Raw genomic sequence first — 12,546 nt, 5'->3', positions numbered from 1 at the left:
CAACGCAGTACCTAAAACCTGAACCCCGTTTTAGTTGAAGTCATCCACTCTCTCAACTAACTTACGGAGTTCATCATGAATGCAGTCAAACAGTTCATCAACGACGAAGCTGGCATCACCGCTATCGAGTACGCCCTGATGGCAGCAGCCATCGCCGCCGCGATTACCGCCGGCCTGGCGATCCTGGGACCAAAGATCACCGCCTCCCTGACCTACATCTCCGGTCTGATCAAATCGTCGTAATCCCCGTACAACATTGACTATCTCTCAAGGAGACGCATCATGAACGCAATCAAACATTTCATCCACGACGAAGACGGCATCACTGCGATCGAATACGCCCTGATGGCCGCTGCCATCGCCGCCGCGATCACCGCTGGCCTGGCGATCCTCGGGCCAAAGATCACCGCTTCGCTGACCTATATTTCGGGCCTCATCAAGTCCTCCTGATTCACAGTCTCCTCGTTGTAAGCTCCTAGTATTTGTCCGGGCCTCGGCCCGGATTTTTTTTACCTGCAACGTAGACAAAAAATAATGACAAATGTCACGCCACGCCATGACGTTTGTCCGATGTGAAAACGCTCCCGCCCCGCCACAATGAGACTTTGAATCACTCGCCCAGCCAGGAGTCTGTAATGCGCCGCACGTCCCTCATTCACCGCAGTCTTGCCCGCTTCGTCCGCAACGACGACGGCGCCACGCTGCTGGAATACGCGCTGATCGCAGCCCTGGCGTCGGTCATCATCCTCATTGCGGTACTGGCCGTGCTGGGCTCCAAGACCTGAATCACCGTGACAAATGTCACGACACAAAGTGACGTTTGTCCGCTGCGCACCAGCAGCAAGCTGCATAGAATGACTTACATCAGCAGTACCTAAAACCTGAACCCCGTTTTAGTTGAAGCAGAAAACACTCTCACTCAACCAACTTTAACGAGGCTCATCATGAACGCAATCAAACACTTCATCCGCGACGAAGACGGCATCACCGCCATCGAATACGCCCTGATGGCAGCTGCCATCGCCGCCGCCATCACCGCCGGCCTGGCCATCCTGGGTCCCAAGCTGACCGCCTCGCTGACCTACATTTCCGGCCTGATCAAATCGTCCTGAGCAATTAGCCCCTTGGGCCAGCCAGTCCTGCCTGTCGTCGAACGACAGCGGCAGCGGCGGCAATCCTCCTGAGATGCAAGTTGCAAAAAATTTCCGGAACGGTGTACGCCGTTCCGGAAATTTTCTATACACTCAATTGTCTGCTCCCTTTTCATAAGGCGAACTCATGACCTTTTTGCCGCTGGTTATCCTGTGTGTACTGCTGGCACTCGCTGTGTGGAACGATTTACGGACGCGCCGCATTCCCAATGCCCTGGTCTTCGGCGGCGCCGTGCTGGGCCTGATCCTGAACACGGCGTTGCCACCTGGCGACGGTCTGTTCATACAAGTCTTTGGCGGCATCGGTTTTCTCAAGGCGCTGGCTGGCCTGGCTGTAGGCCTGCTGCTGCTGCTTCCCATGTACGCGATGCGCGCGCTGGGCGCGGGCGACGTCAAGCTGCTGGCCATGATCGGCGCGTTTGTCGGCCCCGGCGCGGTAACCGGCATCTGGCTGTTGACGCTGCTCGCGGGCGGCGTGCTGGCGCTGGTGGTGGCTGGCTTTAACGGCCGCCTCAAGCCCATGGTGTACAACACCTGGCACCTGCTCAAATACAGCATGCTGCGCTCGCTCGCGGGCGAAGTGCCCAAGATGGACGCGCCGGCCACGCCCAGCGGCCGCCTGCCCTACGCCGTAGCGATTGCCGCCGGCGCCGCGCCCTACCTGATCTTCGGCGCCAGCACCGGACGCAGCCTGTTCTTCTAAGGGGAACCATGCACACCCAGCAGGCTACAGACTCTCCCACGCTGCCGCCTCCCGCCGAGGCGCGCGCGCCCCGGACCACGGACGAAACGGGCTTGCCCTTTCTGTTCCTGGTCGAGCTGCTGTGCAAGGTGCTGTTCCAGCGCGGCCAGGTCCGATTGCCGGAACTGGCTGGCCATTTAAAACTCAGTGTCAGCGTCATCACGCCGCTGGTGACGCATTTACGCAACGAAAAACTGTGCGAGGTCACGCGCAGCGGCAGCAGCGGCACCGATGCCGACCTCACCTACCACCTGACCGACGCCGGCATGCAGCGCGCCATCGCCTGCCTCAACCGCAACTCCTACGCCGGTCCCGCGCCTGTCACGCTGGCCGCCTATGTGGCGCAGATGGAATCGCAAAGCGTGCGCCATCTGCACGTCACGCGTGCAGCGGTGCAAGCGTCTTTCCACGATGTCGTCGCCAGCCCGCAGGTGCTGGACCAGCTTGGCGCTGCCATGAACTCGGGCCGCGCCATGTTCATCTACGGCCTGGCCGGCAGCGGCAAGACCTATCTGGCGGAACGCCTGTGCGGCCTGCTGCATGGCGCCATCGCCGTCCCCTACGCCATCATGATCGATGGCGAAGTCGTGCCCTTCTACGATCCGGTGCAGCACCGTCCGCTCAATGGCGCGACGCCAGCCGACGACAGCGGCGACCTGCTGCGCACGCTCGATGCGCGCTGGGTGCGCGGCCTGCAACGGCCCACCGCATTGACCGGCGGCGAGCTCACGCTGGAAATGCTGGACCTGCGCTTTGACGCCAACACGCGGCTGTATCAGGCGCCTCCTCATCTGAAAGCCAACAACGGCATCTTCATCATCGACGACCTGGGCCGCCAGCGCTGTTCGCCGCTGGAACTCATGAACCGCTGGATCGTGCCGATGGACCGTGGCGTCGATTATCTTTCCTTGCACACCGGACTGGTTTTTCAAGTGCCTTTCGATGTGGTCGTGGTATTCTCGTCTAACTTTCTGCCGGAACGTTTATCGGATGGCGCCTTCCTCCGCCGGCTGGGATACAAGATCGAAGTACCGCCGCAATCGCCCGCGGAATATGAGCTGCTGTTCCGCCAGGCCTGCGCGCAGTACGGCATTGCATTTGACACCGCCGCCTTCGACTATCTGCTGAGCGGTCTGCATGCCAAGGATGAGACGCCGTTGCTGGCCTGCTATCCGCGCGACCTGATACGCCAGGTGCGCGACCTGGCCCGCTACGAAAGCACGCCGCCCACGTTAAGCCAGCGCTCGCTGGACTGGGCCTGGCACAACTACTTTGCCGGCGCCGGCGCGCGACGCGTCGCCGCCGAACAGCAGAAGAAGGAACGCGAACGACGCGAACAACAATCCAATCCGCTTAATCAAGGAAGGTCGGGATGAGAAATACTCGGGCTTTGGTCATGATCGGTGTGGCGCTGTTTCTGGCGCTGGCAGCCGTGGTGGTGGCAGCGCAATGGATCGCCGGGCAGTCGGCCAGCAACAGCAACCGGGTCGCGGTCGCCATGCTGGACATCAGCATGGGCGCGCGCCTCACGCCGGAACTGGTGCACATGGTGGACTGGCCCGCCAGCTCGGTACCGCCCGGCGCGATGACCGATGCCAAGTCGCTCGAAGGGCGCATCACGCGCTCCAACATCCAGCGCGGCGAGCCCATCACCGAAGGCAAGCTGGCGCCGGCCGGCACCGCAGGCGGCCTGTCGTCCGTGGTGGCGGAAGGCAAGCGCGCCATGACCGTGCGCGTCAACGATGTGGTGGGCGTGGCCGGCTTTGCGCTGCCCGGCAACTATGTCGACATCCTCGTCAATACCTCGAGCGACAACCGCGGCGACAACCTGACGCGCGAACAGGCGATCTCCAAGATCGTGCTGGAGCGCATCCTGGTGCTGGCGATTGCGCAGGAATCCAACCGCGACGATACCAAGCCGAAAGTCGTCAACGCCGTCACGCTGGAACTTACGCCGGAGCAGGTCGAGAAGCTGGACCTGGCGCGCAGCGTGGGCACGCTGTCGCTGGTGCTGCGCAACCAGATCGATCCGAATTCCGCCAACACCGGCGGCGCCACCAAGAGCAGCCTGCTGGAAGGCGTGCCGGTCAGCACCGCACCGGTACGCGAGGTGCCCGCGCCTGTGGCGCCGCCACCGGTGGCCGCCGCGCCAGCTGCTGCGCGTGCCCTGCCCAAGGTGCAGCGCGACGGCGACAAGGTGGAAGTCATCAAGGGTCTGGAACGCAGTTCACAACAATTTTAAGCCACCGGAGAACGCGACTTGAGCAACGTATCTTCTGCGCCTTTCCCCACGACGCCGCTGCGGGCCTCGGCCCTCGTGGCCCAAGTCGCCCTCGCCGCCCTGCTGGGCGCCGCAGCGCCGGCCGCGTTAGGCGCGGCCGGCGCTGCCCCACCCGCCGCCACCGCCGCCCCCGGCATGGAACTGGCCAAGGAGATCACGCTCTCGGCCGGCAAGTCTACGTTGATGCGCCTGCCCTCGCCCGCCGCGCGCGTGGCCGTCGGCGACGCCAAGATTGCCGACGTCATCCTGCTCAATCCCAGCGAAATCTACATGCTGGGCAAGACCACCGGCGCCACCAACCTCATCGTCTGGAACCGCGCCAACCAGGCCAGCGTCATCGACATCACCGTCGGCCTCGACACCGCCGCGCTGCGCCAGCAGTTCACCGAGCTGTTCCCGAATGAGCGCGACATCCGCATCACCGTCTCCGGCAATTCGCTGATCCTGTCCGGCACCGTGGCCGATGCGGTGCGGGCGTCGCAGATCGTCACCGTGGCCAGCGCCTATTTGCAGCGCAACGCGCGCAGCGGCAACCAGGGCAATGCCGCCACGCCCGACGCGGCCGCGCAGGCAGCCCAGGCGGCAGCAGGCGGCGGCGCGCCTACCGCCGCTTCCGGCGCAGCGGCCGGCGCCGCCTTCCAGGCCGCCATGGACCCGATGTCCGGCCTGTCGCAGGGCGGCAGCAGCAGCAGCAGCAGCGGCCGCGTGGTCAATATGCTGGCCATCGCCGCGCCGCAGCAGGTGATGCTGGAAGTGAAAATTGCCGAGGTGTCCAAAACCCTGGTCGACCAGCTCGGCGCCAGCGTCGGCCTCAACGGCACGCGCGGCAGCTGGACCTACACCATGCTGTCCAATCTGCTCAGCGGCAATCCCAGCAAGATCGACGCCTTCAACAACAAGAGCGGCAAGTTCGTTACGCTGGACGCGCAAAAGAACGACGGCCTGGTCAAGGTGCTGGCCGAACCCACCGTGATGGCGATTAGCGGCCAGGAGGCCAGCTTCCTCGCGGGCGGCAAGATCTTCATTCCCGTGTCGCAGAACAATACGGCTGGCACGCCGCAAGTCACGCTGGAAGAAAAAGAGTATGGCATCGCCGTCAAGTTCACCCCCACCGTGCTCGACAACGGCCGCATCAATCTGCGCGTGACGCCCGAAGTGTCTGAACTCAACCGCGAAGGCATCGGCATCAGCGCCACCGGCAGCACCGCCACCGCCGTGCTGCCCTCGTTCACCACGCGCCGCGCCAGCACCACCGTGCAGCTGTTTGACGGCCAGAGCTTTGCCATCGGCGGCCTGATCAAGAACAACGTCACCAGCAGCATCAAGGCCTTCCCCGGCCTCGGTGAAATTCCGATCCTGGGCGCACTGTTCCGCAGCAGCGACTTCCAGAACGACCGCACCGAACTCGTGTTCATCGTCACGCCGCACCTGGCGCAGCCGCTGCCGCCCGACCACAAGCTGCCCACCGACGACTATGTGCCGCCCAACCGCTTTGACTTCTTCCTCAACGGTAAGCTGGAAGGCCGCGCACCCGCTGCACCGGCAAGCGCACCGGCGCCCGCACCGGCAGCGCCAGCGGCCCCGGCCACCACGCCATCCGGCGGCGACCACTAGGAGGCGCCATGCGATATCCCCTACTCCTGCTCGCCATGCTGCTGACCGCCTGCGGCACCTCGCCGCGTCTGGACCGCCAGTTCGGCGACAGCCTGCGGCTGATGCGCGCACAGCAGACGATCAACCCGCAGGCAGGCCAGGACCGCCGCCCCGTCAACGGCCTCGATGCGCCGGCGGCAGCGGCGGCCTACCAGAACTACCAGCAGTCTTTCATCAACCGGGAAGACCAGGGCAACGGCTTTACCATCGGCGTCGGCAGCAAGCGCTGAAGCAGCAACGCAAGGAGCGCCTCACTTGAAGATCACCGTCATATCCCGCGATGAACGCCACCTGGCCGAGCTCATGCGCCTGCTGCGCGCGCGCTCGGCGTCCGATGAAATCGACCAGCTGGCCGGCGCGGTCGGCCGCACCGCCGCGCTGAACGACGAGCAGTTGCCCGACGTGCTCATCGTCGACCGCCCGCAAGCCGGCGAGGACGACATGGAACAGCTGGAACGCTTCTCGGCCCAGCATCCCAACATCGCCTGCGTGGTGCTGACGCCGGACCAGGACCCGCAATTCCTGCTGCAAGCCATGCGCGCCGGCGTGCGCGAAGTGCTGCCCTCGCCCGTCACCAGTTCGGCGCTGTACCCGGCCATGGAACGCATCGCCGAAAAACTCGAGCGGCGCGGCCAGACGCAGGGCAAGGTGCTGGCCTTCATCTCGTGCAAGGGCGGCAGCGGCGCCACCTTCCTGGCCACCAACCTCGGCTACGCGCTGGCCGCCAGCGGCAAGCAGAAGGTCGCGCTCATCGACATGAACCTGCAATTCGGCGACGCCTCGCTGTTCGTCTCCGACCACAAGCCGCTGGCCACGCTCAGCGATGTGGCGCAGCAAATCCACCGGCTCGACCCGTCGTTCCTGACGTCGTCCATGCTCAGCATCACGTCCAACTATGGCGTGCTGGCGGCGCCGTCCGACCCGGCGCACGCCAACGACGTCAAGCCCGACCACATTGACGCCATCCTCAAGCTGGCCCGCCGCCAGTACGACTTCGTGCTGCTCGACGTCGGCCGCAGCCTGGACGCGGTCAGCATCCGCGCGCTCGACCATGCCGACATGATCTTCCCCATCCTGCAAACCACGCTGCCCTACATCCGCGACAGCAAGCGCCTGCTCAATGTGTTCCGCTCGCTGGAATACGGCAAGGAGAAGATCCAGCTCATCGTCAACCGCCACGACAAGAACAGCGAGATCCGCCTGAAAGACCTGGAGAGCGCGTTTGACGCCGAGATTTCCTTCACCATGCCCAACAACTACGACGCCGCCGCCGCTTCGGTCAACCAGGGCGTGCCGGTGCTGCAGCTGTCGCCCAACGCGCCGCTGAGCCAGTCGCTGGCCGAACTCGCGCGCAAGCTCAGCGGCGAAGCGGCGCCGCCCCAGCAAGGCGGCGGCTGGCTGGGCAAGCTGGGCCTGCGTAAATGAGTAAGCAAAGGAACGCATCATGAGCACCACACCTGTCTCCCTGCGCGAACGGCTGGAAAATACCGACATCCGCGGTTCCGGCCAGCGCGTGCAGGGCGGCATCGACAACCGCGCCTACCAGAAGCTCAAGCAGCGCCTGCATGCGGCGCTGCTCGACCGCGTGGACCTGGAAAGCCTGCAACGGCTGACCCAGGACCAGATCCGCTCCGAGCTGCGCAACCTGGTCGAGAAACTGCTGGAAGAAGACGCGGTGGTCATCAACGATGCCGAGCGCAAAAACCTGACGCGCGACATCCAGAACGAGATGCTGGGCTTCGGCCCGCTCGAGCCACTGCTGGAAGACCCCACCGTGTCCGACATCCTGGTCAACACCTACCGCCAGATCTATGTCGAGCGGCGCGGCAAGCTGGAACTCACCGACGTCACCTTCAGCGACGACGCCCACCTGATGAAGATTATCGACAAGATCGTCTCGCGCGTGGGCCGCCGCATCGACGAATCGAGCCCCATGGTGGACGCGCGCCTGCCGGACGGCTCGCGCGTCAACGCCATCATCCCGCCGCTGGCGATCGATGGCCCGATCATGTCGATCCGCCGCTTTTCCGCCGACCCGCTGCGCCTGGCCGACCTGGTGGCCTACGGCAGCATGACGGCCGACATGGCCGAAGTGCTGCAAGGCCTGGGCAAGGCCAAGGTCAACATCGTGATCTCGGGCGGCACCGGTTCCGGCAAGACCACCATGCTCAATGTGATCTCCGGCTTCATCAGCCAGAACGAACGGATTGTCACGATCGAAGACGCGGCCGAGCTGCAGCTGCAGCAGCCGCACGTGGTGCGGCTGGAAACCCGCCCGCCCAACATCGAGGGCAAGGGCGAAGTCACGCAGCGCGCGCTGGTGCGCAATGCGCTGCGCATGCGGCCCGACCGCATCATCCTGGGCGAGGTGCGCGGCGCCGAAGCGCTGGACATGCTGGGCGCCATGAACACCGGCCACGAAGGCTCGATGGCCACCATCCACGCCAACACCCCGCGCGACGGCCTCACGCGGCTCGAGAACATGGTGTCGATGGCCGCCTCCAACCTGCCCACCAAGGCCATGCGCCAGCAGATCAGCTCTGCGGTCGGCGTGGTGATCCAGGTCTCGCGCCTCACCGACGGCAAGCGCAAGGTCATGTCGATCCAGGAAGTGACGGGCATGGAGGGCGAAATCATCACCATGCAGGAAATCTTCGCCTTCAAGCAGACCGGCCTGGCCGACGACGGCAAGGTGCTGGGCCACCACACGGCCACCGGCATCCGCCCGCGCTTCATCGAACGGCTGCGCAACTTCGGCGTCAACATCGCCTCCACCGCGTTCGATCCGTCGGGGTATTGACCATGGACCTGCGGCTGCTGCTGTTCATCATCCTGATCTTTGCCGCCGTGGCGCTGCTGGTGTGGGGCGCTTACGTCGGCTGGAACAGCACGCGCGGCCCGGAGGCGGAACGCATCGCGCGCCGCCTGCGCAATGCGATCGGTGACAGCGGCAGCGAACTGGCGGTCTCCATCACCAAGGAGCGCACGCTGTCGCACGATCCCGGCGTCCAGCAGCTGCTGACACGCATCCCCGGCATCCAGAAGCTGGACCGGCTGCTGCTGCAAACCGGCCGCAGCATGAGCACCGCCCAGCTCAGCGCGCTCATGACCGGCTGCTTCCTGGTCGGCTTTATCCTGGCCGTCTCGCTGCGGTTGCCGTGGTTCGGCATGCTGGCGCTGGGCGGCGTGGTGGCTGCGCTGCCGGTGCTGGAAGCCATGCGCGCCAAGCGCAAGCGCATCCTGCGGATAGAATCGCTGCTGCCCGACGCGCTTGACATGATGGGCCGCGCGATGCGCGCCGGCCACGCCTTCCCCACCGCGCTCAAGATGGTGGGCGAGGAAATCCCGGACCCGCTGGGCGCCGAATTCCGCATCGTGTTTGATGAGGTGAACTTCGGCGTGTCGATGCCGGACGCGCTCATGAACCTGGCGCTGCGCGTGCCCAGCACCGACCTGCGCTACTTCGTCATCGCCGTGCTGATCCAGCGCGAGACGGGCGGCAACCTGACCGACCTGCTGGCCTCGATCAGCGCCATCATCCGCGACCGCCTCAAGCTGCTGGGCCAGGTGAAGGTGATGTCGGCCGAAGGCCGCATGTCGGCCTGGGTGCTGGGCCTGATGCCGTTTGCAGTGGGCGGCCTGGTGTCGGTGGTCAATCCCGGTTCGCTCGAAGTGCTGTTCACCGATCCAGGCGGGCGCAAGATGCTGGGCGTGGCCGCCACGCTGATGGTGATTGGCATGCTGGCGATCCGCAAGATCACCACCATCCGGATCTGAGAGGCGGCCATGACCATCGTCCAGCTCATGTTCCTGCTCGTGGTGTTCATTGCCGTGTTTGGCGGCGTGGTGCTGGCGGTGCGCCTGTTCACCGCCAATCCCGTCAAGGACCGGCTGGAAGCGCTGCGCGAACAAAGCCAGGTCACGCGCAAGAGCGCCGTGTGGATCGACGCCATCGTCAACCTGGCGGCGCCGCTGGCGCGCCTGTCGCTGCCGACCGAGGGCTGGGAAAACTCGCCGGTGCGCATGCGCTTCATCAACGCCGGCTGGCGCACGCCGTCCACGCCGGCGCTGTTCTTTGCCGGTAAAACCGGGCTGGCCGTGCTGCTGCCGCTGATCGTATTCCTTTACCTGAGCAGCAAGGCGGTGGCCACCGACGGCAACGTCAAGATGCTGTGGATGGTGGTCGCGGGCGGCCTCGGCTACTACCTGCCCAACGTCGTGCTCAACCACGTGGTCAAGACCCGCCAGCGCGACATCTTTGAAAGCTTCCCCGACGCGCTCGACCTCATGACCGTGTGCGTGGAAGCGGGCCTGGCAATGGATGCGGCGCTGGCGCGCGTGGCCAACGAGATCGGCCTCAAAAGCGTGGTGCTGGCCGAGGAAATGCAGCTGGTGACGCTGGAGCTGCGCGCCGGCAGCGCCAAGGACAAAGCCTTGCGCAACCTGGCGCTGCGCACCGGCGTCGAAGACGTCGATGCGCTGGTCACCATGCTGATCCAGGCCGACCGCTTCGGCACCAGTATTGCCGACTCGCTGCGCGTGCAGTCCGAACAGCTGCGCACCAAGCGCCGCCAGCGCGCCGAGGAACACGCGGCCAAGATTTCGCTCAAGCTGCTGTTCCCGCTGATCTTCTTCATCTTCCCGAGCCTGCTGGTGGTGCTGCTGGGGCCGGCGATGCTGAACCTGTACCGCAACCTGCTGCCCGCCATGGCCGGCACCAATTGACCGATAGACCCGATAGACCACATCAGGAGTAACCATGACTTTGCGCTGGATCGACTGCCTCCCACGTTATCTGCTGGCCCTGATGTACACGCTGCTGCTGGCCGCCTGCGGCGGCGGTGGCGGCAGCAACGGCGGCTGCAGCGTCATCGATCCCAACCGCGACCCCAAGCTGCCGGGCTGCGGCACCAGCAATCCCACCACGCCGGCCGGCAAGCCGACGCTGACCATGACCGCGCTGGACGCCAGCGGCGCTACGCTCACCACGCTGGCGCCGGGCGGCAGCGCCACGCTGACGGCCGTGCTCCAGGACGCCAACGCGGCCGCCGTGCCCAATACCACCGTCACCTTCACCAGCACCGACAAGAACGCCGTGTTCTCCTCGGCCGGCGGCGCCACCGTCACCGACGGCAGCGGCAAGGCCACCATCAAGCTCAGCCCCGGCGCCGCCAGCGCGGCCGGCGGCTATGTGGTCACCGCCAGCGCCAGCGTGGCGTCGACGCCGCTCACGGTCAGCGCCAACTACAGCATCAGCGCGGCGCCGGCCGCCAGCGCCAGCCAGCTGGTGTTCGTCTCGGCGCTGCCGCAGAACATCGCACTCAAGGGCACGGGCGGCGCCGGACGCCAGGAAACCGCGACCGTCACCTTCAAGGTCATGGACACCAGCAGCAATGTGGTGGGCGGCCAGCAGGTCAACTTCGCGCTCAACACCACGGTCGGCGGCCTGACGCTGACCCCGGCCAGCGCGGTCAGCAGCCCGGCCGGCCTGGTCACCACCAGCATCGCTTCCGGCACCATCAACACGCCGGTGCGCGTGACGGCGACACTGAGCGGCAGCACCATCAGCACCGTGTCCGACCAGCTGGTGGTCTCCACTGGCGTGGCTGAACAGAACAGCTTCTCGCTGAGCGCCGCCATCCTGAATGTGGAAGGCGGCCAGTTCAACGGCTGCACCGCCCCCACCGGCACCAACATCACTGCGCGCCTGGCGGACCACTTCCACAATCCGGTGCCCGACGGCACCGCAGTCAGCTTCACGGCCGAAGGCGGCAGCATAGACGCCTCCTGCCTGACCGGCCTCACGCAAACCACGCTGACCGACGGCACCGTCATCACGCAGAAAGGCACGCCGGGCGAATGCACGGTGCGCTTCTGCGCCGGCAATCCGCGCCCGGCCGATGGCCGCGTCACCGTACTGGCCTACGCGCTCGGCGAAGAGAGCTTTGTAGACGCCAACGGCAACAACCGCTACGACGCCGGCGAAGCCTACACCGACCTCGGCGAACCGTTCCGCAACGACCGCGCCGTCACCGACGCCAATGCCAACGGCATCGACGACGCTTTCGTCACCGGCAACACCACGCGCGCCAGCGGCGAGCAGTACATCGACACCAATGGCAACGGCAGCTGGGACCTGAGCGGCGATGGCCGCTACAATGGCGTGCTGCAAACCGCCCCCGCCAGCGGCGCGGCCAACAGCGTGCATGTGCGGCAGTCGCTGGTGATGGTGCTGTCCAACAGCACGCCCGCCATCACGCTGCTCAATGGCGGCGGCAGCGGCAGCAACACGCTGGCGCTCGACCATTGCACCGACGGTACCGCCTTCACCAACAACACGCATTCCTTCTACTTCGCCATCCGTGACAACAACCCGACCGTGTTTGCCACCAACCGCAGAGCGCAGCATGCTGGCGATGCGCTGTGGCAGGCCGATCGTCCCGGCAATCCGCTGCCGGCCGGGACACGCATTGCGTTCACCGCCTCCAATGGCCTGCTGCAAAGCCCGTCCAACGTGGTGGTGGCCAACGGCAACGGCGCCGATTCCAGCAACTGGGTCTACACCGTGGCCATGATCAGCGATGCCTCGCAAACCACCGCACTCACCTGCGGCAACATCAACACCAGCGGTGTACTGAATATCACCATCACCACGCCTAACGGCACCGTCACCCAAGCGAGCTTCCCCGTGACGGATTAACGATTCACTGGAGGTATCA

14 protein-coding genes are annotated in these 12,546 nt (G+C 65.2%); all 14 read left to right on the top strand.

Annotation, left to right across the window (positions count from 1 at the left end; all coding sequences use genetic code 11):
• Positions 1-75 precede the first annotated feature (75 nt).
• The 14 genes from BUA36_RS25625 to BUA36_RS25560 all read left to right on the top strand — a co-directional run bounded on the left by BUA36_RS25625 (position 76) and on the right by BUA36_RS25560 (position 12,527).
• Positions 76-243, top strand: coding sequence for a Flp family type IVb pilin (locus BUA36_RS25625; protein WP_072788867.1), 168 nt, complete (start codon positions 76-78; stop codon positions 241-243).
• A gap of 39 nt (positions 244-282) precedes the next feature.
• Positions 283-450, top strand: a complete 168-nt coding sequence (locus BUA36_RS25620) for a Flp family type IVb pilin (RefSeq protein ID WP_072788865.1) — start codon at positions 283-285, stop codon at positions 448-450.
• A gap of 185 nt (positions 451-635) precedes the next feature.
• On the top strand, positions 636-785 hold the full coding sequence (locus tag BUA36_RS30460; RefSeq protein ID WP_202413753.1) for a Flp family type IVb pilin: 150 nt from the start codon (positions 636-638) through the stop codon (positions 783-785).
• A gap of 159 nt (positions 786-944) precedes the next feature.
• Positions 945-1,112 carry a Flp family type IVb pilin gene (locus BUA36_RS25610; RefSeq protein WP_072788862.1) on the top strand — a complete coding sequence of 56 codons (168 nt, stop codon included), beginning with the start codon at positions 945-947 and terminating at the stop codon, positions 1,110-1,112.
• Between the two features lie 166 nt (positions 1,113-1,278).
• Positions 1,279-1,854 carry an A24 family peptidase gene (locus BUA36_RS25605; protein ID WP_072788859.1) on the top strand — a complete coding sequence of 192 codons (576 nt, stop codon included), beginning with the start codon at positions 1,279-1,281 and terminating at the stop codon, positions 1,852-1,854.
• 8 nt (positions 1,855-1,862) lie between these two features.
• Positions 1,863-3,269 carry an ATP-binding protein gene (locus BUA36_RS25600; RefSeq protein WP_072788857.1) on the top strand — a complete coding sequence of 469 codons (1,407 nt, stop codon included), beginning with the start codon at positions 1,863-1,865 and terminating at the stop codon, positions 3,267-3,269.
• Positions 3,266-4,135 (top strand): Flp pilus assembly protein CpaB, encoded by an 870-nt coding sequence (gene cpaB / locus BUA36_RS25595; protein ID WP_072788854.1) that lies wholly within the window; start codon positions 3,266-3,268, stop codon positions 4,133-4,135. The genes BUA36_RS25600 and cpaB overlap by 4 nt, the downstream gene beginning before the upstream one ends.
• An 18-nt stretch (positions 4,136-4,153) precedes the next feature.
• Complete coding sequence (locus tag BUA36_RS25590; protein ID WP_072788853.1) at positions 4,154-5,788, top strand: type II and III secretion system protein family protein; 1,635 nt, start codon at positions 4,154-4,156, stop codon at positions 5,786-5,788.
• A gap of 8 nt (positions 5,789-5,796) precedes the next feature.
• The gene (locus BUA36_RS25585; RefSeq protein WP_072788851.1) at positions 5,797-6,057 is read left to right on the top strand and encodes a hypothetical protein; all 261 of its coding nucleotides are present in this window, start codon (positions 5,797-5,799) and stop codon (positions 6,055-6,057) included.
• A gap of 25 nt (positions 6,058-6,082) precedes the next feature.
• Complete coding sequence (locus BUA36_RS25580) at positions 6,083-7,252, top strand: CpaE/TadZ family protein (RefSeq protein WP_072788848.1); 1,170 nt, start codon at positions 6,083-6,085, stop codon at positions 7,250-7,252.
• A 19-nt stretch (positions 7,253-7,271) separates the two neighbouring features.
• On the top strand, positions 7,272-8,627 hold the full coding sequence (locus BUA36_RS25575) for a TadA family conjugal transfer-associated ATPase (RefSeq protein WP_084560343.1): 1,356 nt from the start codon (positions 7,272-7,274) through the stop codon (positions 8,625-8,627).
• Between the two features lie 2 nt (positions 8,628-8,629).
• On the top strand, positions 8,630-9,604 hold the full coding sequence (locus BUA36_RS25570; RefSeq protein ID WP_072788846.1) for a type II secretion system F family protein: 975 nt from the start codon (positions 8,630-8,632) through the stop codon (positions 9,602-9,604).
• 9 nt (positions 9,605-9,613) lie between these two features.
• Positions 9,614-10,552 carry a type II secretion system F family protein gene (locus BUA36_RS25565; protein ID WP_072788844.1) on the top strand — a complete coding sequence of 313 codons (939 nt, stop codon included), beginning with the start codon at positions 9,614-9,616 and terminating at the stop codon, positions 10,550-10,552.
• Positions 10,553-10,586: 34 nt separating this feature from the next.
• The gene (locus BUA36_RS25560) at positions 10,587-12,527 is read left to right on the top strand and encodes an Ig-like domain-containing protein (protein WP_072788842.1); all 1,941 of its coding nucleotides are present in this window, start codon (positions 10,587-10,589) and stop codon (positions 12,525-12,527) included.
• Positions 12,528-12,546: the final 19 nt, after the last annotated feature.

The sequence above is a fragment of the Duganella sacchari genome (assembly GCF_900143065.1).
In the GTDB taxonomy this organism is placed as follows: domain Bacteria; phylum Pseudomonadota; class Gammaproteobacteria; order Burkholderiales; family Burkholderiaceae_D; genus Rugamonas; species Rugamonas sacchari.
Note: the sequence above shows the minus strand (reverse complement) of the source record. Positions and strands in the feature narration are given on the sequence as shown.

Bases quoted from the DNA above. Each gene is read 5' to 3' on its own strand.
- BUA36_RS25620 (WP_072788865.1), top strand. From the start codon at position 283: ATGAACGCAATCAAACATTTCATCCACGACGAAGACGGCATCACTGCG.
- BUA36_RS25605 (WP_072788859.1), top strand. From the start codon at position 1,279: ATGACCTTTTTGCCGCTGGTTATCCTGTGTGTACTGCTGGCACTCGCT.
- BUA36_RS25625 (WP_072788867.1), top strand. From the start codon at position 76: ATGAATGCAGTCAAACAGTTCATCAACGACGAAGCTGGCATCACCGCT.
- BUA36_RS25565 (WP_072788844.1), top strand. From the start codon at position 9,614: ATGACCATCGTCCAGCTCATGTTCCTGCTCGTGGTGTTCATTGCCGTG.
- BUA36_RS25610 (WP_072788862.1), top strand. From the start codon at position 945: ATGAACGCAATCAAACACTTCATCCGCGACGAAGACGGCATCACCGCC.
- BUA36_RS25575 (WP_084560343.1), top strand. From the start codon at position 7,272: ATGAGCACCACACCTGTCTCCCTGCGCGAACGGCTGGAAAATACCGAC.
- BUA36_RS25585 (WP_072788851.1), top strand. From the start codon at position 5,797: ATGCGATATCCCCTACTCCTGCTCGCCATGCTGCTGACCGCCTGCGGC.
- BUA36_RS30460 (WP_202413753.1), top strand. From the start codon at position 636: ATGCGCCGCACGTCCCTCATTCACCGCAGTCTTGCCCGCTTCGTCCGC.
- BUA36_RS25560 (WP_072788842.1), top strand. From the start codon at position 10,587: ATGACTTTGCGCTGGATCGACTGCCTCCCACGTTATCTGCTGGCCCTG.
- cpaB (WP_072788854.1), top strand. From the start codon at position 3,266: ATGAGAAATACTCGGGCTTTGGTCATGATCGGTGTGGCGCTGTTTCTG.
- BUA36_RS25570 (WP_072788846.1), top strand. From the start codon at position 8,630: ATGGACCTGCGGCTGCTGCTGTTCATCATCCTGATCTTTGCCGCCGTG.
- BUA36_RS25600 (WP_072788857.1), top strand. From the start codon at position 1,863: ATGCACACCCAGCAGGCTACAGACTCTCCCACGCTGCCGCCTCCCGCC.